Below are 22,393 nucleotides of genomic sequence, written 5' to 3' on the forward strand. Positions count from 1 at the left end.
GCCTGCCGGGCGACCGGGTCAGCGGGTCAGCAGGAGGACGCCCACGGCGGCGGCGGAGCCCGCCACGGCCAGGACCGTCCCCGCCAGCACGAACGTGCGCATCGGCACGCGGACGTCCCAGCGCCGGCACCACTCGAACCACAGCAGCGTGGCCAGCGACCCCCAGGGCGTGATGACGGGCCCCACGTTCGTCCCGATGAGCAGGGAGAGCAGCTGGTCCCTGTTGGAGGCGGGCACGGCCGACTCCCCCGCGACGTAGGCGGGCAGGTTGTTGAGGACGTTCGACAGGCCCGCCCCCGAGAACGCCGCCCGGAAGGCCCCGGCCGTGCCGCCGTCGCCGCCGATCAGGCCGCGCATGGCGTCGTCCAGCCCGAACCGCTCCAGGGTGGGGACGACGAGGAACAGCCCGGTGACGAACACCATGAGCTGCCAGGGGATGAGGACGGGGCGCAGCACCGACCGGTCGCGCACGGCGAAGGCGGCCACGGCCACGGCGGCGGCGACGGTGGCGGCGACGCCCAGCTGGATCCCGGTGTGCACGCCCGCGAGGATCGCCCCGATGAACAGCAGGCACGCCGCGCCGGTGGCGGAGAACAGCACCGGGTCGCGGACGGGCACCGGCTCGGGCGGGTCGTAGGTCTCCTCGCCGCGCATCCGCCGCCGCCAGTAGAACGCCCACAGCAGCGCCATCGTCACGGCCAGGACCGCCAGTTGCGGCGCCCACATGCGCGCCGCGAACGCTCGCGTCTCCAGCGCCACGCGGTCGGCGGCGAGCAGGTTGGTGAGGTTGGACACCGGGAGCAGCAGGCTCGCGGTGTTGGCCAGCCACACCGTCGTCATCGCGAGCGGGAGGGTCGCGATCCGCGCACGCGCCGCCAGCGCCAGCATGACCGGGGTCAGCAGCACTGCGGTGGTGTCCAGGTTGAGGAAGACGGTGGTGAGCGACGCGAACGCCACGCACAGCAGGAACAGCGCGAGATAGTTGCCGCGTCCGGCTTGGGCCATCCGCTGCGCGATCGCGTCGAAGACCCCCGCCTCCTTTGTCAGCTCCGCCAGGATGATGACGCTGAACAGGAAGAGCAGCAGGGGCGCGATCCGTCCGACGCTGGAGCGGGCCGTGTCGGCGGGCAGCAGGCCGGTCGCGACGAACACCAGGCCGAGCACCAGCACGGCGATGCGGATCCAGTCGAGGACGCCCAGGGAGCCGAGGGCGCGGCGCAGGGCCTCGATCGGGGCGGGCGGCACGCGCGTCATGATTCCACAGGCGATACTGGCGCCATGACGACCCCCGGCCACCCCCAGGAGCGCCCGCCCGACTTCTTCATCAGCTACTCCCCGGCCGACGAACGGTGGGCGTCCTGGATCGCCTGGCAACTGGAGGCCGCGGGGCACCGCACGATGATGCAGGCGTGGGACTTCGTCCCCGGGACCAACTTCATCGACTACATGGACCGGGGCCTGTCGGAGGCGAAGGTCGTGGTGGCGGTGCTGTCGCGCAACTACCTGCGCTCCCGGTACGGGCGGCTGGAGTGGATGGCGGCGCTGCGGGCCGACCCTGACGACCCGGCGCGCAAGCTGGTCACGGTCCGCATCGAGGACTGCCCGATCGACGGGCTCCTCTCCACGATCACCTACGTGGACCTGGTGGGGGTCGACGACCCGGACGAGGCGCGGCGGCTGCTGATGCGGCGCATCCAGGAGGCCCTCGCCGGCCACGCGCGCCCCTTGAACGGCCCTGGATTCCCCGGAGGGGCCCCGAACCGCCCCGGGCCGCTTCCCGGTGGCCGGGAGCCCCTTGTGGGCCGTCTGGAGGAGGCTGACGGGCCTGCGGGCGGGGATCGGCGGCCCGAGCCCGCCGGGGAGCGGCCCGCCCGGCGGGCGCCCGTCGCCGCGCCGGCGTTCCCGGCCGCCGACACCGCGCAGGAGCCGCGCGAGCGGCTGACCGTCCTGCACGTCTCCGGCCCCCGGTTCGGCCGGACGCTCGCCGAGCCCGGCGAGCCGACGACCGCCACCGAGCTGCAGGACCGGATCTGGAGCGACGTCACCCGGCTCGCCGACTCCGGCGTGCCGCGGCCCGACCTGCTCGTGGTCACCGGCAACATCACCCACTCCGGCAGCCGCAAGGAGTTCGCCGAGGCGCTGTCGTTCCTCACGAGCCTGCGCGCGCTGCTGGGCCTGGAGGCGCAGCGCGTCGTGGTGGTGCCGGGCACGCACGACGTCACCCGGGCGGCGTGCCAGGCGTACTTCTCCAGCTGCGAGGCCGACGACATCGAGCCCCAGCCGCCGTACTGGCCGAAGTGGCGGCACTACGCGGGCCTGTTCAAGGAGTTCTACCAGGGCATCGACGCGCTCATCTTCGACAGCGCCCAGCCGTGGACGCTGTTCCCCGTCCCCGATCTGAAGGTCGTGGTGGCCGGGCTCAACTCGACCCTGCCGCAGACGCACCGCGAGGAGGACCGGTACGGGCGCGTCGGGCAGGCGCAGGCCGCCTGGTTCAACGAGCGGCTGCGGCACTTCGAGGGCGAGGGCTGGCTGCGCCTCGGCGCGATCGAGCACACGCCCGTCGCCGGAGAGCCGGGCGTGCTCCGCGACCCCGAGACGGTGGAGACGCTCCTCGCCTCCCACGTCAACCTGTTCTTCCAGGGGACGGAGTCGGAGTACGGCACCGTCCCCCTGCTGGCGGGCGGCGGCGTCCCGTCCGTCCCGGCGCTGGGCCCGGGCCGGCACCAGCTCGTCGTCGTGCACCCGGAAGGGCTGGAGCGCTGGATCCCCGAGGAGGCCGGGAGGCGCGGCCCGGAACGCCTCGAACGGTCCTGGACGGCCGTGAGCGGAACGTTCCCGCCGCCGCGCGCGCAGACCCCTCCCGCCCCTCCCTCCCCGGAACTCGGCCCCGGGGCCGACGGCAGCGCCGACCCCGTCCCCGACCCCACGGCGCGCCTGCTCGACCGGCTGACGGAGGCGTGCGAGACGCGGTTCGAGCGCGCCACCATCCGGCGCGTCGTCCCGCCCGCGCGCGAGGACGGCCGGTCCGACCCGCCGCACCTGCTGCTCACCCACCTGGAGGACGGCTTCGTCCGCCAGTACCGGATCGGCGCCCACGTGGGGCAGGTGACCGAGGCGGACGTGGACGCGTTCGTCCGGCACGTGCACGCCGACGGGACCGACCACGGGTCCGAGCTGGTGTACCTGGGGCCGGCCCCGGCGCGGTCCGTGCGCGACGACGCGCTGCGCCGCGGCATCCGTGTGCGCAGCCTCACCGAGTTCCAGGGCCTGGTCGACCTGTCGGAGTACGTCGCGGCCCAGACGCGGCGGCTGTCCGCGGGCGGCCTCTACCCGCCGTCCCTGTACGTCCCGCAGCGCTACCGGGAGCTCGACCGGTTCCTTCCGGAGGGCGGCCCCGGCGGCGAGAGCCGCTCGGGCACGGACGTCCACGACGACGTCGTCGGCGAGATGCTGCGGCTCCTGGCCGCCGACCACGGGCGGTTCCTGCTGCTCCTCGGCGACTTCGGCCGCGGCAAGACCTTCGCCCTGCGGGAGCTGGCCCGCCGCGTCCCGCAGGAGCTCCCGCACGTCATCCCGATCCTCATCGAGCTGCGGGCGCTCGACAAGGCGCACTCGGTGGACGGCCTGGTCGCCGCGCACCTGGCCAACCACGGCGAGGAGCTGATCGACCTCAAGGCGTTCCACTACATGCTCCGCCAGGGCCGCATCGTCCTGCTCTTCGACGGGTTCGACGAGCTGGTGACGCGGATGACCTACGACCGGGCCGCCGACCACCTCGACACGCTGCTGCAGGCCGCCCAGGACAAGGCGAAGATCGTGGTGGCGAGCCGGACGCAGCACTTCAAGTCCCAGGCCCAGGTGCTGACCGCCCTCGGCGAGAAGGTCGGCGTGCTGCCGCACCGGCGCGTCCTCTCCCTGGAGGAGTTCGCGCCCACGCAGGTCCGCTCGTACCTGGTGAACCGGTACGGCGACGAGGACGCCGCCGAGGAGCGGCTGAGCCTGCTGGCGGGGATCGAGGAGCTGCTGGCGCTGACGTCCAACCCGCGGATGCTGTCGTTCATCGCCGACCTCCCCGAGGAGCGGCTGCGCGCGGTCGCGCAGGCCCGCCGCGCCGTCAGCCCCGCCGACCTCTACCAGGAGATCCTGTCGTCCTGGCTGGCGTACGAGGCGGAGCGGGTCGGCGGCGCGGGCGGCCCGTCCGGGATGAAGGCCGAGGACATGTGGCAGGCCGTGGGCACGCTCGCGCTGCGGCTGTGGGAGGGCAACGAGCAGTTCCTGCGCCTCGCCGAGCTGGCCGACGTCGCCGACGCCCTCACCGGCCTCACCGCGGGGCGGATGTCGCCGCACCAGGTGACCCACGCCGTCGGCGCCGGAAGCCTGCTCGTGCGCACGCCCGAAGGGCTGTTCGGGTTCATCCACCAGTCCGTCATGGAGTGGCTCGTCGCCCGGCACATCGCCGACGAGTTCGCCAAGGGCGAGGCCCCGGCCGCCCTGAGCCGCCGCGCCCTGACCCAGCTCACGGTCGACTTCCTGTGCGACCTCGCCGACACCCGCGCCTGCCAGGAGTGGACGGCGGGCGTCCTCGCCGACCCCGAGGGCGACGACATCGCCCGCGCCAACGCGATCCGCATCACGACACGGCTGCGCACCCCCGCGCACACCGACCTGCGCGGCGCCCGCCTGCAGGGCGAGGACCTGTCCTACCGCGACCTCCAGGAAGTCGACCTCACCGGCGCCGACCTCACCGACGCCCAGTTGGTGGGCGCGAACCTCTCGCGCGCCGTCCTGCGGGACGCCTCCCTCGCCGGGGCGCGGCTGGACGAGGCCATGCTGACCGGCGCCGACCTGCGCGGCGCCGACCTGTCCCGGGCCCGCCTCGCCCGCGCCGACCTGCGGGACGTCGCCGTGGACGGCAGCCGCTGGACCCGCGCCGCCCTCGTGGACGCCGTGCTCCCCGACCGCGTCGCGACCGCCCCCGAACTGCGCGAGGCCGCCATCGCGCCCGGCCGCCCGATCGACATCCAGGTCGCCCCGGCCGCGGTGGGCGTCCCCTACGGCTTCCACTTCCAGACGAGCCGCCTCCCGCAGCCGCTCGCCTACAGCCCCGGAGGCTCCGTCCTGGCCGTCGGCAGCGAGGACGGCGGCGTCCTCGTCTGCGACGCCGTCACGGGCACGCCCCTGCGCAACCTCCAGGGCCACACCGACCGCGCCTACGCGGTCGCGTTCGACTCCGAGGGCCGCCTTCTGGCGAGCGGGTCCGCCGACGGGTCCGTCCGGCTGTGGGACCTCGCCACCGGGCACACCGCGCACACCTTCGCCGTCCACCCCGCGGGCGTGTGGCCCGTGGTGGTCGGTGGACGCTCCCCGGCGGGCGGCGACCTCCTCGCCGCCGGCGCCGCCGACGGGACCATCCGCGTGTGGGACACCGTGTCCGGCGTGCTCCTGCACGAGCTCGCCGGGCACACCGCCCCCGTCTACACCGCCGTGTTCGACCCCGCCGGCTCGCTCATGGTCACCGGCGACGCGGGCGGCACTCTGCGCGTCTGGGACCTCGCCACCGGCGCGCTGCGCCGCGAGCTGGCCGGGCACCACGGCGCGGTGTTCCGCGCCGTCTTCCACCCGGACGGCTCCCTGCTCGCCGCGGGGGACGAGGCCGGCGTCGTCCGGCTCTGGGACATCCGCACCGGCGAGATCCGCCAGGAGCTCCTCGGCCACACCGGCCGCGTCTACGCCATCGCGTTCCACCCCGAAGGGGACCTCCTCGTCACCGGCGACACCGACGGGTCCGTCCGGATCTGGGAGGACGGCCGGCAGCGCAGCGTCCTCACCGGCCACGGCGGCGGCATCTACCAGGCCACGTTCAGCCCGGACGGCGGCCGGCTCGCCACCGCCGACAGCGCCGGGTCCGTCCGCCTGTGGGACCCGCGCACCGGCCGGCAGCGCCTCGAACTGGCCGGGCACCGCGGCGCCGTGTGGCCGTTCGCGTTCCGCCCGGACGGCTCGCAGCTCGCCACCAGCAGCAACGACGGCACGGCCCGGCTGTGGGACGCCGAGACCGGCCAGTGCCGGGTGGTGCTGCGCGGCCACGGCCGCCGCGTCACCCGCGTCGCGTTCAGCCCGGACGGCGGGATGCTCGCCAGCAGCGGCAACGACGGCCTCGTCCGGCTGTGGGACCCGCGCTCGGGCCGCATGATCCGCGAACTGCGCGGCGTCGCCGACAACCTCACCTCCGCCGCGTTCAACACCCGCGACTCCCAGCTCGCCACCGCCACCAACGACGGCGGCGTCCACCTGTGGCAGGCCGGGACGGGCACGTTCGAACGCGAGCTGAACGTCGAGACCGACCACGTCTGGGCGCAGGCGTTCGCCCCGTCCGGGGACGTCCTCGCCACCGCCAACGACGACGACTCCGTCCGGCTCTGGTACTGGACGACCGGCCGCGAGATCGTCAACCTGGCCGACCACCGGGGCCGCGTCCGCTCCATCGACTTCCAGCCCGGCGGCGCGCTGGTCGCGACGGGCTGCGACGACGGCCTCGTCCGCCTCTGGAACCCCCGCACGGGCGAACTCGCCTCCGCACTGCGCGGCCACACCGACCGGGTGTACCAGGTGTCGTTCTCGCCGTCCGGCGAGACCCTCGCCAGCGCCGGCAACGACGGGACCGTCCGCCTCTGGGACCCGTCCGCGGGCGAACTCCTGCACACCCTGACCGGGCACACCGGACGCCTGTGGACGGCCGCGTTCCACCCGTCCGGGGCCATGCTCGCCAGCGCGGGCGACGACATGGTGGTGCGCCTGTGGAACCCGTCCAACGGTCGGCTTCTGCACACCCTCACCGGCCACACCCGCCGCGTCTGGTCCGCGGCGTTCAGCCCGGACGGCTCCCTCCTCGCCACCGCGGGCGACGACGGCGCCATCATCCTGTGGGACGTCGCCGACCGCGACGCCCCCGCGCGCCGCGCCACCCTCCTCGGCCTGGCCGAGGGCTGGGCGGCCCTGGCGCCGGACGGCCGCTACAAGTGGGAGGGCAACGCCACCGCCGAGTTCTGGTACGCCGTGGGCATGTGCCGCTTCGAGCCGGGCGAACTCGACGCCTACCTCGCCGAGGTCCACCGCCTCCCCCTCGACGCCCCGTTCTAGGGGGGCGGTTCTAGGAGGCGCTGCGGGTGAGGGCCTCCCAGAGGGCGTCGACCTGGGTCTTCAGGTCGGCGAGGGAGCCGGAGTTGTCGATGACGCGGGTGGCGACGGCGCGGCGCTCCTCGCGGGACGCCTGGTTGGCCATGAGGGCGCGGGCGTCCTCCTCGGTCATGCCGCGGCGGGCGACGAGGCGGTCCAACTGGACCTCCTCGGGCGCGTCCACGACGACGACCTCGTCGTACATGCCGGCGAGACCGTTCTCCGCCAGGAGCGGGACGTCGTAGACGACGACCGCGTCCGCGGGGGCGGCGTCCATCAGCTCCTGCATCCGCTCCCCCACCAGCGGGTGGACGATCGCGTTGAGGGCGGCGAGCCGGTCGGGGTCGGCGAACACGACGCGGCCGACCTTCTCCCGGTCGAGGGCGCCGGACGGCAGCAGGACGTCCTCGCCGAACTCCGCCACGACGGCGGCGAGGCCCGGGGTGCCCGGCTCGACCACCTCGCGGGCGATCATGTCGGCGTCGATGACGACCGCGCCGTGCTCGCGCAGCCGCTTCGACACCTCGCTCTTGCCGGATCCGATACCGCCGGTGAGTCCCACTTTCAGCACGGGACTCACCCTAGCGGCGCGGCCGCTAGCCGGTTCCGGCGGGGACGAGGGGTTTGCGCATGTGCACGTGCGTGAGGTGGGCGGCGACGCGCTCCCGGCGCACCTCCGCGTAGCCGAGGCTCCGGTACAGGCGCAGGTTCGACTCGCTCAGGTGGCCGGTGAACAGCACGCACGCATCGGCGCGCCCGGCAACCTCGCCCTCCAGCGCCGTCAGCAGGCGCCGCCCGATGCCGCGCCCCTGGAGGTCGGGGACGACGACGAGCCGCCCCACCAGGCACGTACGGTCGTTGAACTGGGCGCGCACGGCGCCGACGAGCCGGCCGCCCAGCACCGCCTTCAGCACCACCGCGTCACCGGCGAGCACCTTGCGCAGCTGCTCGGCCGACTCCACCAGCGGCGGGATGAACGGATCGCCGTACAGCTGCGCCTCGGTGACGTAGGCGGCCCGCTGCACGGTCATCACCTCACCCGCGTCCTCCGGGCCCGCCCGCTCGATCACGACCGTCTCGACGCTCACAGGCAGTCTCCCTGCGGGGGGACGACCCCCCGCACCCCCCGGTTCGCTTCGCTCATGTCAGGAACCTAGCCGCGAGCGGCGCCGGCGTCCGGTCACCGCCCGATCCGGACGGTGACCGCGACGGGGTAGTGGTCGGAGGCCTCGGACTCGGGCACGGAGTAGTCGGTGACGAGCACCCCGTCGGACCCGAAGACCCAGTCGGTGCTCGTGCCGTCCGGCCGCGTCGGGTACTGCTCGCCGCCGATCGCGGTGTTGCGCAGGTCGGTGCCGTCGGTCATCGCGGTCAGCTCCGCGCTGCCCGCCCCGGCGTTGAAGTCGCCGCCGATCAGCGTGCGGGGCGCGCCGCCCCAGGCCCGCAGCAGCGCCGCGATCTCCCGGGACCGCTCGCCGCGCTGGTCGTCGCCGCCCTCCAGGTGCGTCGACCACACGTCCATCGTGGTGCCGCCGACGGCGAGCCGCGCCCACACGTAGCCGCGGATCTGCGACCAGTCGCCCCTCGGCATCCGGCCCGTCCCGGAACTGCGCACCGGCAGCGAGGTCAGGATCGCGTTGCCGAACTGGCCGTCGGCGGCGGGCCCCCAGACCAGCTTCATGCCGAGGCGCCGCGACAGCCACACGGCGACGTCGGTGGTGCCCGACAGCAGCGACCCGCGTCCGGCCTCCTGGAGCAGGACGACCTGGGCGTGCTGGCCCTCGATGACGCGTGCGACGCCCTCGGGGTCGAGGCGCCCGTCCTGGTTGACGGCGTCGTGGATGTTGTAGCTGAGCACCCGCACCTGGCCGCCGGCGGGCGCCGCCGGGGCCTCGCCGTCCGGCGCGGCGACGGTGAACACGAGGGTGCCGGCCAGCAGCACCAGCGCGGCGCCGCCGGCGGTGAGGGCGCGCAGCGGGGCGCGGGCGGGCAGCGGGCCGCCGCGGGCCGCGGCGATCGCCGCGAGCGCGCCGAGCGCGATGCCGGCGATGCCGGGCAGCACGTTGTTCGGGACCGGCAGCGGCGACACCGCGCTGACCTGGTACGGGATGAGGATCGCGGCGATGAGCAGGCCGCCGAGCGCGGCGCCGGCGTCCACCCGCCAGACCGGCCCGCCGGTGCCCGCGCGGCGCAGCGGCGCCCGGCACGCGACGGCCAGCAGCCACGCCGACAGCACCTGCCCGACGATCACGATGGGGACGACCTCGATACCGGAGATCGCGTACGTGCCCGCGACGGCGCCCGCGCCGACGCCGAGGACGGTCCCGCCGAGCACGCACACGCCGCCCGGCACCGCCCGCACGGCGAGCCCGGAGGCGAGGAACGCCAGCGCGAGGCCCTGCCCGATGACGATCGCGACGTGCGCGCCGGTCAGCGACTGCCACCCCGACGAGGCCACGAACGCGGGGCTGGCGAGCACGAGGACCTGCAGCGCGAGGAACGGCCCGAACGCCGCGGCGCCGAGCGCGTCCCGCCACGAGACGCCGGGCGCGGTGACGGGCCCGGACGCCAGCTCGCGGTAGAGCGCGGCGGCGCCGACGCCGACGAACGCCAGGCAGGCCAGCCAGGGGCCGAGGCCGTCGCGCCACACCGCGTCCCAGGTGGCGAAGCACATCCGCACGGCGGTGTCGATGGACAGGCCCGCGACGGTGGCCGTCGCGAACCCCACCCCGGACAGGCCGCGGGCACCCTCGTACAGCGCCGCGACGGCGAGCATGCCGACGGCGGTGCCGGCGAACGCGAGCCAGGTGCGCGGGTCGACGGCCTGCGCGAGCAGCCGGACGGCGAACAGCCCGCCCACGCCGGCGAGCAGCAGCCCGCGCGGGCCGGCGAGGCGGCGGATCAGCGGGGCGGCGAACCCGGCGAGGTAGACCACGAGCACCGCGCCGGCGGCGGCCGCGGTCCCGGCCTGGTCGGCGAAGTGGTCGAGCTGCGGCAGCGAGAACCTCAGCGTCTGCGCCAGCACCGCGACGGTGACGGCGATCAGCGCGAGTCGCGCGGGGCCCTGCGGGACGATCGGGGGGCCGGCCGCCGCGGGGCCGCCGGTCCTGGTGCCTACGTCTGTGCTGGCCAATTGAACGAGTGCTCCCGGGGGACGAGCGGACCTTCGGGACATGCGGATGCTGGGGGGCGCCGCGGACCGGCGCGCGGCCTCGGAGCCATGGTGGCGTAACCGAAGCACGGCCGGAGGCCGATCCCGAAAGATCGTTCTCCGGCCGTGCTCAGTATGTCACCGGCCGCCGCGCGGGGCCGCCTGGGCGGCCGCGCGCGGACGGCGCGTCAGGGCCTCACTGGCCGCCGGAGAGCTTCTCCCGCAGCGCGGCGAGCGCCTCGTCGGTGGCGAGGGCGCCACCGCCGGACTCGCTCTCGCCGCCGCCGGAGTAGGAGGTCTCGCCGCCGCCGCCACCCGCGGGCTCGGCGCCGGCCTCCGCCTCGGCCTTGCGGGCCTCTTCGATCTGCTTGCGGTGGGCGTCGAAGCGGGCGCGGGCCTCGGCGTACTGCCGCTCCCAGGTCTCGCGCTGCTCGTCGAAGCCCTCGAGCCACTCGCCGGTGTCGGCGTCGAAGCCCTCGGGGTACTTGTAGTTCCCCTGCTCGTCGTACTCGGCCGGCATGCCGTACAGGGTCGGGTCGAAGTCCTCTTCCTCGATCCCCGCGGCGCCCTCGTTGGCCTGCTTGAGCGACAGGCTGATGCGGCGCCGGTCGAGGTCGATGTCGATGATCTTCACGAAGATCTCGTCGCCGACCTGGACGACCTGCTCGGGGATCTCCACGTGCCGCTCGGCCAGCTCGGAGATGTGCACCAGGCCCTCGATGCCCTCCTCGACGCGGACGAACGCGCCGAACGGCACCAGCTTGGTGACCCGGCCCGGGACGACCTGCCCGATCTGGTGGGTGCGGGCGAACTGCTGCCACGGGTCTTCCTGGGTCGCCTTGAGCGACAGGGAGACGCGCTCGCGCTCCATGTCGACGTCCAGGACCTCGACCGTGACCTCCTGGCCGACCTCGACGACCTCGGAGGGGTGGTCGATGTGCTTCCAGGACAGCTCGGAGACGTGCACCAGACCGTCGACGCCGCCGAGGTCGACGAACGCGCCGAAGTTGACGATCGAGGAGACGACGCCCTTGCGGACCTGGCCCTTCTGCAGGGTGTTGAGGAAGGTCTGGCGGACCTCGCTCTGCGTCTGCTCAAGCCAGGCACGGCGGGACAGCACCACGTTGTTGCGGTTCTTGTCCAGCTCGATGATCTTGGCCTCGAGCTCGCGGCCCACGTAGGGCTGCAGGTCGCGGACCCGGCGCATCTCGACGAGCGAGGCGGGCAGGAAGCCGCGCAGCCCGATGTCGAGGATGAGGCCGCCCTTGACGACCTCGATGACCGTGCCGGTGACGATGCCGTCCTCGTCCTTGATCTTCTCGATCGTGCCCCAGGCGCGCTCGTACTGGGCGCGCTTCTTGGACAGGATCAGACGCCCCTCCTTGTCCTCCTTCTGGAGGACGAGGGCCTCGACGTGGTCTCCGGTGGAGACGACCTCGTTCGGGTCGACGTCGTGCTTGATGGACAGCTCGCGCGAGGGGATGACGCCCTCGGTCTTGTAGCCGATGTCGAGGAGGACCTCGTCACGATCGACCTTGACGACAGTGCCTTCGACAATGTCGCCGTCGTTGAAGTACTTGATGGTCTCGTCGATCGCTGCGAGGAAGGCTTCCTCGGACCCGATGTCGTTGACCGCTACCTGCGGGGTGGTCGAGGTGGCCTCGGTGCTGCTCGTCATGTGTCGGCTGGCTCCGGTACGGACATGGAAGTCGTATGGGTTGTGCGCGGAGGGCCGTTATCCGCCCTGCCGAGGACCGGAATGGGACGCGACCAACGCCGCGTCAGTGAACCGAACCGATGTCGCCGACCTGACCGAGCGCGAGCCTGCTCCGTCCGAAGCGCGCGCAGGCCCACAGCGCAGCGATCAGGATATGGGACCGAACTCCCGTGGTCAATCCGCCACCGGCGGGCACGGGTCAGTACGTCCGCGCGTAGGCCCTGTACCACTTGGCGATCCGGTCCTCGGCCGCCTTGGGAAACGTCACCGTGTTCGGGTCCCCGTCAGATGTGTACCGCTCATCGGGGTTCTTGTCCAGGTACTCGAGCCAGGCCGTGGAGCAGTACTTGGTGCAGTCGTTCTCCTTGATCTTGCCCTCGGAGCGCACCCGGTCGATGTTCCACCGGTCGAAGTCGGCGTCGAACGGGGACACCGAGGGCCGCCACCCGGCGAGGAAGATCCCCTGGAAGGCGTACCGGCCGTCCAGCTTCTCGGCCCAGGCCTTCTTCTTCGGCACGGCCCCGAACGGGTACGCGAACGTCGTCGTGTGCGCCCCGGTGAGCCGGACGATCCGGTCCTCCATGTCGCCGATCTCCTTGTGCACGCCCTTTTCGGACATGCCGGAGAGGCTCGGGTGGGACACCGTGTGGTTGCCGAGTTCGAACCCGTGCTGCTGGAGCCACCGCAGCCCGGCCGCGGCCTGCGTGTCGTCCATCCCGAACAGCTCCTTGTTCAGGTAGAACGTCGCGACCGGCCGGAACCCGGGGTTCTCCCGGGCGACCTGCTGGATGACCGCGACCGCCGTGTCGGGCTTGGGGTTGCCCTGCGGGTCAAGGCCGAAGTGCCCGGGCGTGCTGTCGTCGAACGTCAGCACCACGGGGTGCTTCCCGGCCGGCACGTCGATCCGCCCGCTCACGAACTCGGCGGCAGTGATCGGGTAGTAGCCGTCCTTGGCCAGCCCGGTCAGCTCGTCGTAGAGCTCCTTGCTCGACCGGTCCAGCGACAGCTCGGGCTTCTTCATGATCCGGTGGTACATCAGCACCGGGATCTGCCCCAGCTCGTTCGCCTTGACGGCGGCCGCTCCGGGCGCCGCCGCCGCGATGGGCGTGGACACCACCGCGGTGGGCGTGGCGCTGCCCGAGGCCCCAGAAGCCCCTGGCACCGGCGTGGTCCCCGCCTTGGCCGCCCGCGCGGTGGGCGTCGCCCCCGACGCGGCCCCGACCCGCCGGGCCACGTTCTCCTTACGACGCTCCTTCCCGCTCCCGGGAAGCGTCAGCCCCAGGACCACGGCGCAGACGATCACAACTCCAGCGATCTTGTGAAGGAGAGGCACATTACCCCCGCCGGTCGACCCGATCAGGACCAGGAGGACAGCGTACGACCCCCCGGACATCTACGGACACCAACCGACGTACCCATATGACCCTCACCCACCACCCCCGCCCCGCCCCACAACAAACCAAGTCCGAAAACCCCCGGTAAAACCCACCCACCCCCGAAAAACAACACCCCCAAAACCCAAGCCGACAAGCAGTCCCCACCACAACACCACAAAGGACACAAGCCCACAAAAGCCGCAATTAACTCAAAACACCCAACTCGACACCCTCTCCGGCCGCAGTCCAAGCACCCCACCACCGCTCACACGACGGCGATCACGCTCTCAAGGCGCCCCAGGCCTCCCGAAGGCACTCCGCGCCCGTGCGACGCCCGGCTCTACCCAGCCGACGGCGTCGCCCCCCAGATGCGGCCACGCGCACTGACACGTCGCGGCGACACGTAGCAGCGTGACGAAAAGGGCCATGCGGAGCAGCCACCACCACGGCAACCGCCACACCCACCGAATGCCCCCAACGGTTGCGGCTGCCGTCAACGCAGCCGGCCCCGTCCAACCAACGAGCCGCCAGGCGAGCCGTACGCACTCCCGGCATCCCCTACCGAGACGGCCGCAGCCCGCACCGCAGCCACGCGACGACCCAAGCCTGGCGATCGCACCCGAAGGCAGGTTCAAGCGAAGCGAGAACCTGATCGCGCAGCGAGCCACTGGGCAAGCCTTACGCTCCGACCGGCAACGACCTCAGCCACCGCAGCACCCCGCAACAACCTGGGACTCGCGATCGCGTCCGAAGGCAGGTTCAAGCGAAGCGAGAACCTGATCGCGCAGCGAGCCGCAAGGCGAGACGAAGCGATGCCAGCGATCGCCGCAGTGCCCGACGATGGAGGGCCGCCAAGGCCCGAAGGAGGAGGCCACTGCAATAAGCACCGCAACAACCTCAGCCACCACAGCACCCCGCGACAACCTGGGGGGCCGCGATCGCGTCCGAAGGCAGATTCAAGCGAAGCAAGAATCTGATCGCGCAGCGAGCCGTCAAGGCGAGACGAAGCGATGCCAGCGATCGCCCGCTTTTATCGACGATGGAGGGCCGCCAAGGCCCGAAGGAGGAGAAAAAAGCAATTAATGCGCCGCATCCTGCCAGGTGCGGCCGGTGCCCATGGAGACGCTGAGGGGGGCGCGCAGTTCGTAGGCTCCGGCCATCTGGGTGCTGACGAGGGTCTTCAGTTCGTCGAGTTCGCCCGGGGCGACTTCGAAGACGAGTTCGTCGTGGACCTGGAGGAGCATGCGGGAGGTCAGGCCGGCGTCGCGGAGGGCGCGGTCGACGTTGAGGCTGGCGACCTTGATGATGTCGGCGGCGGAGCCCTGGATGGGGGCGTTGAGGGCCATCCGCTCGGCCATCTCGCGGCGCTGGCGGTTGTCGGAGTTGAGGTCGGGCAGGTAGCGGCGGCGGCCGAGGATGGTCTCGGTGTAGCCCTCCTGGCGGGCCTTGGCGACGATGTCGTGCAGGTAGTCGCGGACGCCGCCGAACTGCTCGAAGTACTCCTCCATGAGGCCGCGCGCCTCGTCGGGGGAGATCCGGAGCTGCTGGGAGAGCCCGTAGGCCGACAGGCCGTAGGCGAGGCCGTAGTTCATGGCCTTGATGCGGGCGCGCAGCTCGGAGTCGATCTGCTCGGGCGGCAGCCCGAAGACGCGGGACGCGGTGATGGTGTGGAAGTCGGCGCCGGAGCCGAACGCCTCCAGCAGGGCGTCGTCCTCGGAGAGGTGCGCCATGATGCGCAGCTCGATCTGGGAGTAGTCGGCGGTGAGGAGGGACTCGTAGCCGTCGCCGACGACGAACGCCTCGCGGATCTGGCGGCCTTCGGCGGTGCGGATCGGGATGTTCTGCAGGTTGGGGTCGGTGGAGGAGAGCCGGCCGGTGGCGGCGATCATCTGGTTGAAGGTGGTGTGGATGCGCCCGGCGTCGTCGGCCATCGGGATGAGGGAGTCGACGATGCTCTTGAGCTTGGCGACCTCCCGCCACCGGAGGATGTGCTCCAGGACGGGGTGCCCGTCCTTCTCCAGGAGGGTCGTGAGGGCCTCGGAGTCGGTGGTGTAGCCGGTCTTGGTGCGCTTGGTCTTGGGGAGGTTCAGTTCGTCGAACAGGACCTGCTGGACCTGCTTGGGCGAGCCGAGGTTGAACTCGCGGCCGACGGCGGCGTGGGCGAGCTGCTCCTGCTCCTTGACCTGGCCGCCCAGGGACGCGGACAGGCCGGCCAGGTGGTCGGCGTCGACGGCGATGCCCGCGCGTTCCATGCCGGCCAGGACGCCGACCAGGGGCAGCTCGACGTCGCGCAGGAGGCGGGTGGCGCCGCGCTTGTCGAGGTCCTTGTCGAGGACGTCGGCGAGCTCGGTAACGGCGCGCGCGCGGACCGCGAGGGCTTCGGCGGCCTCCTCCTCCCCGGAGCCGTCCAGGGTGAGCTGGCCGGAGTCCTCGGTCTCGCTGCGCAGCTCGCGGTGCAGGTAGCGCAGGACGAGGTCCGCGAGGTCGAACGTCCGCTGGCCGGGGAGCGCGAGGTAGGCGGCGAGCGCGGTGTCGCTGGTGACGCCCTCCAGCCGCATGCCGCGCGCGGCGAGCGCCAGCATCGGCCCCTTGGCCTCGTGGATCGCCTTCGGGCGGGCGGGGTCGGCGAGGTAGGCGGCGAGGGCGCGCTCGTCGTCCTCGATCAGCTCGGCCGGGTCGATGTGGACGGCCGGGCCCTTCTTGGACGCCAGCGCCAGCGCGGTGATCTCGCCGGTGCCGCGGCCCCAGGTGCCGGTGACGGCGACGCCGGTCCGGTCGGCGGTGTTGGCGTCGAGCCAGGCGCCGAGCGCGCCGGGTTCGAGCGCCTCGACCTCGACGTCGAAGCCCTCCTCGGCCTCGGGCTCGGCCGCCGAGATCGTGGCGTACAGCCGCTCGCGCAGGACGCGGAACTGCAGCGAGTCGAACAGGGTGTGGATCTCCTCGCGGTCCCACTGGCCCATCGTCAACTGCGGCGGCGTGAGCTCCAGGCCGACCTCGCAGTCGAGCTTGTTGATCTGCTGGTTGCGCAGCACGCCGGACAGGTGCTCGCGCAGGCTGTCGCCGGCCTTCCCCTTGATCTCGTCGACGCGGTTGACGAGGGTGTCGAGGTCGCCGTACTTGGTGAGCCACTTGGCGGCGGTCTTCGGGCCGACGCCGGGCACGCCGGGCAGGTTGTCGCTGCTCTCCCCCACGAGGGCGGCGAGCTCGCGGTACCGCTCGGGCGGGACGCCGTACTTGGCCTCGACGGCGGCCGGGTCCATCCGGGCCAGCTCCGAGACGCCGCGCACCGGGTACAGGATCGTCACCGAGTCGTTGACCAGCTGGAACGCGTCGCGGTCGCCGGTGACGACGAGGGTCTGCATCCCGGCGCGGGCGGCCTGGACGGACAGCGTGGCGATGATGTCGTCGGCCTCGAACCCCGCGACCGACATCCGCGGGATGCGCAGCGCGTCCAGCACCTCGAAGATCAGGCTGACCTGGCTGCGGAACTCGTCGGGCGTCTTCTGCCGGCCCGCCTTGTACTCCACGTACTGCTCGTGCCGGAACGTCGGCTCGGAGCGGTCGAACGCCACCGCGATGTGGGAGGGCTGCTCGTCGCGCAGGACGTTGATGAGCATCGAGGTGAAGCCGTACACGGCGTTGGTCGGCTGCCCGTCGGTCGTGGAGAAGTTCTCCACGGGCAGGGCGAAGAACGCCCGGTAGGCCAAGGAGTGGCCGTCGAGCAGAAGGAGCCGGTCGCGCTTGTCAGGGGTCGTTGGTGAGGTCGCCACACCAGGACTCTAGTCTGCGCGTACGACAGTTTTGTGGAGGCGTAAGTGACTGACACCGACGGCGCGAGCCCGCACGACCCGATCGCGAAGATCCTCGCGGGGGGCGAGTTCGACCCGCAGGGCGACCTGGCGAAGACCATGGGCCTCGAGTACCTGGAGGCGTCGCCCGAGCGCGTCGTGGGCCGCATGCCGGTGAAGGGCAACACCCAGCCCTACGGCCTCCTGCACGGCGGCGCCTCCTGCGTCCTGGCCGAGTCGATCGGCTCCGCCGGCGCCGCCCTGCACGCGGGCCCGGGCCGCATCGCCGTCGGGATCGAGATCAACGCCACCCACCACCGGTCCGCGACCGAGGGGTACGTCACGGCCGTGGCGACCCAGGTGCACGGGGGCCGCACCCTCGCCACCTACGACATCGTCATCACCGACGACCAGGACCGGAGGGTCTGCACCGCGCGCCTCACCTGCATGCTGCGCGACGCCCCGTCCGGCGGCTGAGGCGCCGCCCGCCCCACTGACGCGCCTTGATCCGCACTTTCTTTGCGATGCGCGGCCCCGGGTCTGTAGCGTGGATCAGACCGGCCCGGGGTCACCGAGTAGACAACGTACGCGCCCGGGGAAGGTTCGTACGGCCCCAAAGGTGACCCCGGGTCAACGCATGTCCGGGGCCGACGGCGCCGCCCGCCCCGACACCGGTGTAGGTCCGTCACCGGTTGCGGTTGCGTTGCGAAACGATCCCGCCCGTTCACCCGGCCCGCCCGCCGGACGTACCTTCCGAGGCATGCGCCACCCTCACTCGCGCACCCGCGGCCCGCGCCGCCGCCCCCGCGCGGGCACCGCCCTCGCTGGCGCCGCGCTCGCGCTCGCCGCGCTCGCGCTCGCCGGGTGCTCCGGATCCGGGCACGCCACCTCCCTCCCCGACTACAAGATCCCGGCCGAGAAGGCGCGCGAGGGAGAGGCCGTCCCCGAGGGCAGGACCGGCAAGAGCGCCGACATGCGGTTCACCGTCGTCGGGTTCCGCGAGTCCATGACCGACGTCATGGGCACCCACGCCGCCATGAACGCCAAGGGCGCGTTCACCCGCGTCCGCCTCCTCGCCGTCAACACCGGGCGCGACATCCAGGTCTTCGACACCTGGAAGCAGCGGCTCGTCACCACCGACGGCAGGACCTACTCCCCCGACGTCAACGCCACCATGATCAAGCGGCAGCCGGAGCGGATCTCGGTCGGCGCCTCCATGCGCGTCGAGTTCGACCTGTGGTTCGACGTCCCCCGCGGCGCGAAGACCAAGGCCGTCCGGCTGTACGGCTCACCGCCGGTCGGCGCGACGAGCGACCCCGCCCCCGCCGAGATCCGGCTGCCCTGAACGCGCGAGGCCCGCCCGGCCCGGACGAACCGGACCGAGCGGGCCTGAGACGCCCGGACGAGCCGCTACTCTGGCTTGTCCTCCTCCGAACCGGCCTCCGAACCGGCCTCCGAACCGGCCGCCGAGCCGGCCGCCGGACCGCCCGCGGCACCGGCGCCGTCGCCGAGCTCGCCGCCCAGGTAGGCCGCCCGGACCTCCGGGTCGTCCAGCAGATCCGCCGCCGGAGCCGACTTCACCACCCGGCCCGTCTCCAGCACGTACGCCCGGTGCGCGATCTGCAGCGCCTGCTGCGCGTTCTGCTCCACCAGCAGGACCGTCGTGCCGCGCCGGTTGATCTCCTGGATGATCGAGAAGATCTGCTGCACGAGCATGGGCGCGAGCCCCATCGACGGCTCGTCCAGCAGCAGCACCTTCGGCTTGGCCATCAGCGCCCGCCCGATCGCGAGCATCTGCTGCTCGCCGCCGGACATCGTGCCGCCCATCTGCTTGCGCCGCTCGGCCAGCCGCGGGAACAGCTCGTACGCCTCGGCCAGCTCCTTGGCGGAGTCGTCCTTGCGGGCGTAGGCGCCCATCAGGAGGTTCTCCTCCACCGTCATGCCGGGGAAGATCCCCCGGCCCTCCGGCGCCTGCCCGATGCCGACCAGCACCCGCTTGTGCCCGGGCATCTTGCTGATGTCCCGGCCGTCGAACCGGATCGCTCCCGAGGACAGCGGACGCAGCCCCGAGACGGTCTTCAGGGTGGTCGTCTTCCCGGCGCCGTTCGCGCCGATCAGCGTGACGATCTCCCCCTGGCCGACCTCCGCGCTGATGCCCTTCAGCGCCGCGATCTTCCCGTAGTGGACGTGGATGTCACTGATCTCAAGAAGCATCGGCCGGAGCCCCCAGATACGCCTCGATGACCCGCGGGTCGTTCTGCACCTCGGCCGGCAGGCCGTCCGCGATCTTCTGACCGAAGTCGAGCACCGCGACCCGGTCGCTGATGCCCATGACCAGGCTCATGTCGTGCTCGATCAGCAGCACCGTCACACCGGTGTCGCGGATGTCGCGGATCAGCTGCTGCAGCGCCACCTTCTCGGCCGGGTTCATGCCCGCCGCGGGCTCGTCCAGCAGCAGCAGCTTCGGCTCGGTCGCCAGCGCCCGCGCGATCTCCAGCCGCCGCTGGTCGCCGTACGGCAGGTTCTTCGCCGCCTCCTCGCCGCGGTGCGGGATGCCCACGAGCTCAAGCAGCTCCTGCGCCCGCTCGCGCCCGCGGCGCTCCTCGCTGCGGTGCCACGGCAGCCCGAGCGCCGCCCCGACGAACCCCGTCCGGTGGTGCGCGTCCGCGCCCACCATCACGTTCTCGACCGCCGTCATGTTGTGGAACAGCCGCACGTTCTGGAACGTGCGCGCCACGCCCAGCTTCGTGACCGTGTACCGCTTCTTGCCGTCGATGCGCTTCCCGCGGAACACCACCTGCCCCTCGGTCGGCCGGTAGACGCCGGTGGTCACGTTGAACACCGTCGTCTTCCCCGCCCCGTTCGGGCCGATCAGCGCGAAGATCTCGCCCTCGCGGATCGTGATGTCCACCTTGTTGAGCGCGACCACGCCGCCGAACCGCATGACGACGTCCCGCAGCTCCAGGACGGGCGCACCGCCCTCCGCCTCGCTCACTTGCCCTCCTCCACGGCGGCCGCGTCGGACTGGCCCGGACCGGCCACCTCGGCGCCCATGCTGCCCATGCCGCCGGTGCCCTCGGCCAGCTCCGCCTTCCGCTGCCGGGACGGCCACAGCCCCTCCGGACGGAAGATCATCATCGCCACGAGCGCCGCACCGAAGATCAGCATCCGGTAGTCGTGCAGGAACCGGAACCGCTCGGGCAGCCACGCCAGCACCGCCGCGCCCAGCATGACGCCCGGAAGGTTGCCGGAACCGCCCAGCACCACGCCGGCCAGGATCAGCGCCGACACCAGGAACTCGAAGTTCTGCGGGTTGATCGAGGTGATCTGCGCGGCGAACACCACGCCGCCGCTGCCGCCGATCGCCGCACCGATCGCGAACGCCGCCAGCTTGAACTTGAACGTCGGCACGCCCATCAGCTCCGCCGCGTCCTCGTCCTCCCGGATCGACGCCCACGCGCGTCCCACCCGCGACCGCTCCAGCCGCTTCACGAAGATGATCGCGAGGACGATGAACAGCAGCAGCAGGTAGTAGTACGGCCGCGCGTCCAGCAGCCCGTACTTCAGCGGCTGCACACCGAGGATCTCGAACTCCGACAGCGACGGCGGGTGCGGGATCTCCTGCACGCCGCGCGGCCCGTTCACGAACGAGCTGTTGTTCGCCGTCCGCTTGACGATCTCACCGAAGCCGAGCGTGACGATCGCCAGGTAGTCGCCGCGCAGCCGCAGCGTCGGCGCCCCGAGGATGACCCCCGCCAGCGCCGAGAACCCGATCGCCAGCCCCAGCGACTCCCAGAAGTTCCACCCGTAGCGCGTCGCGAAGATGGCCATCGTGTAGCCGCCGACCGCGTAGAACGCCACGTACCCGAGGTCCAGGAGGCCGGCCATGCCGACCACCACGTTCAGCCCGATCGCCAGCAGCACGTAGATCGCGATCTGGCTGCTCAGCATCGACGCCCAGTCGCTGCCGCTCGGCGCCATGAACGAGCCGATCGCCTCGCTCGGCAGCAGCAGCCCGCCGACGACCAGCAGGAGGTACACCACCCAGCGCACCGCGCCGGGGGCGCCCGCCCACCAGTCGCGCAGCGGGTCCAGGGAGAACATGTCGCGCCGCGAGGCGAGGCCGCCCGCGCCGCCCTTGCCGTTTCCGTTCTTCGTGAGGTTCATGCGCGCGCCTGCTGGAGGGACTCACCGAGAATGCCGGTGGGACGGAACATCAGGACAAGGATGAGCACGGAGAACGCGACCACGTCGCGCCACTGGGATCCGAAGAAGCTCGAACCGTACATCTCCAGCAACCCGAGGGTGAAGCCGCCCACCAGGGCCCCCCGGATGTTGCCGATGCCGCCGAGCACCGCCGCCGTGAACGCCTTGATGCCGAGCAGGAAGCCGACGAAGTAGTTCGTGCTCTCGAAGCGCAGGAAGTACAGCGCGGCGGCCACACCGGCCATCACACCGCCGACCAGGAACGTCACCTGCACGACCCGGTCGATGTTCACGCCCATCAGCACGGCCGTCTCCGGGTCCTGCGCCGTCGAGCGGATGCCCCGGCCGAGCTTCGTGCGGTTCACGAACTGGTCCAGCGCGACCATCATCAGCACCGCGCCGATGAAGACGATCAGCTGGTCGTTGCGGATCAGGATCGGACCGAAGTCCACGACGTCGGACAGCTTCTTGAAGTGCTCGTTGACGTCGAGCTTGCCGCCCTCCTTCGACGTCCCGAACACCTTGCTGATGAGCACCGTGCCCATCAGCTGCTGGATGAAGATCGACGCGCCGATCGCCGAGATCAGCGCCGCGAGTCTCGACGCCCCCCGTTTGCGCAGCGGCCGGTAGGCCGCCACCTCCAGCAGCATCGCGCCGCCGCCCGCCACCGCGCCGCCGACGACGGCCATGAGCGCCACCACGCCGATCAGCGCGACGCCGCCCACGGCGGACACGTCCAGGGTCCGCACCGTCCACAGCGCCGCGAACGTGCCGACCATGAAGATGTCGGCGTGCGCGAAGTTGATCAGCCGGAGCACGCCGTAGACCATCGTGTAGCCCAGCGCCAGCAGCGCGTAGATCGCGCCCAGCGCCAGGCCGTCGACGGTCGACGGCCAGAATTGATTGATGAAGTCGTCGAGCACCTTCGGTCGCCTTCGTCAAAAGGAGCGGGAGCGCTGTAGCGCTCCCGCTCCCG

The 22,393-nt window shown here is 72.2% G+C and carries 14 protein-coding genes; 3 read left to right on the plus strand and 11 right to left on the minus strand.

Translation table 11 applies throughout. The features are described 5' to 3' along the window. Window positions 1-18 precede the first annotated feature (18 nt). The gene (locus K4S16_RS02910; RefSeq protein WP_149257222.1) at window positions 19-1,254 is read right to left on the minus strand and encodes an SLC13 family permease; all 1,236 of its coding nucleotides are present in this window, start codon (window positions 1,252-1,254) and stop codon (window positions 19-21) included. 24 nt (window positions 1,255-1,278) lie between these two features. Here K4S16_RS02910 and K4S16_RS02915 point away from each other — a divergent pair, with 24 nt between their 5' ends. Then, window positions 1,279-7,143 (plus strand): TIR domain-containing protein, encoded by a 5,865-nt coding sequence (locus tag K4S16_RS02915; RefSeq protein WP_149257223.1) that lies wholly within the window; start codon window positions 1,279-1,281, stop codon window positions 7,141-7,143. A gap of 10 nt (window positions 7,144-7,153) precedes the next feature. Here K4S16_RS02915 and coaE read toward each other — a convergent pair whose 3' ends face one another. The 6 genes from coaE to polA all read right to left on the minus strand — a co-directional run bounded on the left by coaE (window position 7,154) and on the right by polA (window position 17,193). After that, window positions 7,154-7,750 carry a dephospho-CoA kinase gene (coaE, locus tag K4S16_RS02920; protein WP_149257224.1) on the minus strand — a complete coding sequence of 199 codons (597 nt, stop codon included), beginning with the start codon at window positions 7,748-7,750 and terminating at the stop codon, window positions 7,154-7,156. Between the two features lie 25 nt (window positions 7,751-7,775). After that, window positions 7,776-8,210, minus strand: a complete 435-nt coding sequence (locus K4S16_RS02925) for a GNAT family N-acetyltransferase (RefSeq protein WP_149257981.1) — start codon at window positions 8,208-8,210, stop codon at window positions 7,776-7,778. Window positions 8,211-8,359: 149 nt separating this feature from the next. Continuing rightward, on the minus strand, window positions 8,360-10,312 hold the full coding sequence (locus K4S16_RS02930; protein WP_149257225.1) for an endonuclease/exonuclease/phosphatase family protein: 1,953 nt from the start codon (window positions 10,310-10,312) through the stop codon (window positions 8,360-8,362). Window positions 10,313-10,526: 214 nt separating this feature from the next. Beyond that, the gene (rpsA, locus tag K4S16_RS02935; protein ID WP_149257226.1) at window positions 10,527-12,008 is read right to left on the minus strand and encodes a 30S ribosomal protein S1; all 1,482 of its coding nucleotides are present in this window, start codon (window positions 12,006-12,008) and stop codon (window positions 10,527-10,529) included. Window positions 12,009-12,246: 238 nt separating this feature from the next. After that, window positions 12,247-13,335 (minus strand): polysaccharide deacetylase family protein, encoded by a 1,089-nt coding sequence (locus K4S16_RS02940; protein ID WP_235036527.1) that lies wholly within the window; start codon window positions 13,333-13,335, stop codon window positions 12,247-12,249. Window positions 13,336-14,502: 1,167 nt separating this feature from the next. Next, complete coding sequence (gene polA / locus K4S16_RS02945; protein ID WP_149257228.1) at window positions 14,503-17,193, minus strand: DNA polymerase I; 2,691 nt, start codon at window positions 17,191-17,193, stop codon at window positions 14,503-14,505. A 138-nt stretch (window positions 17,194-17,331) separates the two neighbouring features. Between polA and K4S16_RS02950 the strand changes: the two genes are divergently transcribed. Together K4S16_RS02950 and K4S16_RS02955 are read left to right on the plus strand one after the other, a co-directional pair. Beyond that, entirely contained in the window at window positions 17,332-17,688 is a 357-nt protein-coding gene (locus K4S16_RS02950) for a PaaI family thioesterase (RefSeq protein ID WP_149257982.1), read from the plus strand. A 283-nt stretch (window positions 17,689-17,971) separates the two neighbouring features. Continuing rightward, a complete protein-coding gene (locus K4S16_RS02955) occupies window positions 17,972-18,556 on the plus strand; it encodes a DUF4352 domain-containing protein (RefSeq protein ID WP_160160841.1) in 585 nt (194 codons plus the stop codon). A 65-nt stretch (window positions 18,557-18,621) separates the two neighbouring features. Here K4S16_RS02955 and K4S16_RS02960 read toward each other — a convergent pair whose 3' ends face one another. From K4S16_RS02960 to K4S16_RS02975, 4 genes are read right to left on the minus strand one after another with little or no spacing between them, the layout of a single operon-like run. Beyond that, a complete protein-coding gene (locus K4S16_RS02960) occupies window positions 18,622-19,425 on the minus strand; it encodes an ABC transporter ATP-binding protein (RefSeq protein WP_149257230.1) in 804 nt (267 codons plus the stop codon). Next, complete coding sequence (locus K4S16_RS02965; RefSeq protein ID WP_149257983.1) at window positions 19,415-20,155, minus strand: ABC transporter ATP-binding protein; 741 nt, start codon at window positions 20,153-20,155, stop codon at window positions 19,415-19,417. Before K4S16_RS02965 ends, K4S16_RS02960 begins: the two co-directional genes overlap by 11 nt. Before the next feature lie 47 nt (window positions 20,156-20,202). Beyond that, on the minus strand, window positions 20,203-21,378 hold the full coding sequence (locus K4S16_RS02970; RefSeq protein WP_200841658.1) for a branched-chain amino acid ABC transporter permease: 1,176 nt from the start codon (window positions 21,376-21,378) through the stop codon (window positions 20,203-20,205). After that, the gene (locus K4S16_RS02975) at window positions 21,375-22,340 is read right to left on the minus strand and encodes a branched-chain amino acid ABC transporter permease (RefSeq protein WP_149257231.1); all 966 of its coding nucleotides are present in this window, start codon (window positions 22,338-22,340) and stop codon (window positions 21,375-21,377) included. The genes K4S16_RS02970 and K4S16_RS02975 overlap by 4 nt, the downstream gene beginning before the upstream one ends. Window positions 22,341-22,393 lie beyond the last annotated feature (53 nt).

It is taken from the genome of Actinomadura sp. K4S16 (assembly GCF_008327685.1).
GTDB lineage: Bacteria > Actinomycetota > Actinomycetes > Streptosporangiales > Streptosporangiaceae > Spirillospora.

What these genes read in the sequence shown, in the direction of transcription:
- K4S16_RS02915 (WP_149257223.1), top strand. Translation starts at nt 1,279, where the DNA reads ATGACGACCCCCGGCCACCCCCAGGAGCGCCCGCCCGACTTCTTCATC.
- K4S16_RS02965 (WP_149257983.1), bottom strand. Translation starts at nt 20,155, where the DNA reads ATGCGGTTCGGCGGCGTGGTCGCGCTCAACAAGGTGGACATCACGATC.
- rpsA (WP_149257226.1), bottom strand. Translation starts at nt 12,008, where the DNA reads ATGACGAGCAGCACCGAGGCCACCTCGACCACCCCGCAGGTAGCGGTC.
- K4S16_RS02925 (WP_149257981.1), bottom strand. Translation starts at nt 8,210, where the DNA reads ATGACCGTGCAGCGGGCCGCCTACGTCACCGAGGCGCAGCTGTACGGC.
- K4S16_RS02955 (WP_160160841.1), top strand. Translation starts at nt 17,972, where the DNA reads ATGCGCCACCCTCACTCGCGCACCCGCGGCCCGCGCCGCCGCCCCCGC.
- K4S16_RS02950 (WP_149257982.1), top strand. Translation starts at nt 17,332, where the DNA reads ATGGGCCTCGAGTACCTGGAGGCGTCGCCCGAGCGCGTCGTGGGCCGC.
- K4S16_RS02910 (WP_149257222.1), bottom strand. Translation starts at nt 1,254, where the DNA reads ATGACGCGCGTGCCGCCCGCCCCGATCGAGGCCCTGCGCCGCGCCCTC.
- K4S16_RS02970 (WP_200841658.1), bottom strand. Translation starts at nt 21,378, where the DNA reads ATGAACCTCACGAAGAACGGAAACGGCAAGGGCGGCGCGGGCGGCCTC.
- K4S16_RS02960 (WP_149257230.1), bottom strand. Translation starts at nt 19,425, where the DNA reads ATGCTTCTTGAGATCAGTGACATCCACGTCCACTACGGGAAGATCGCG.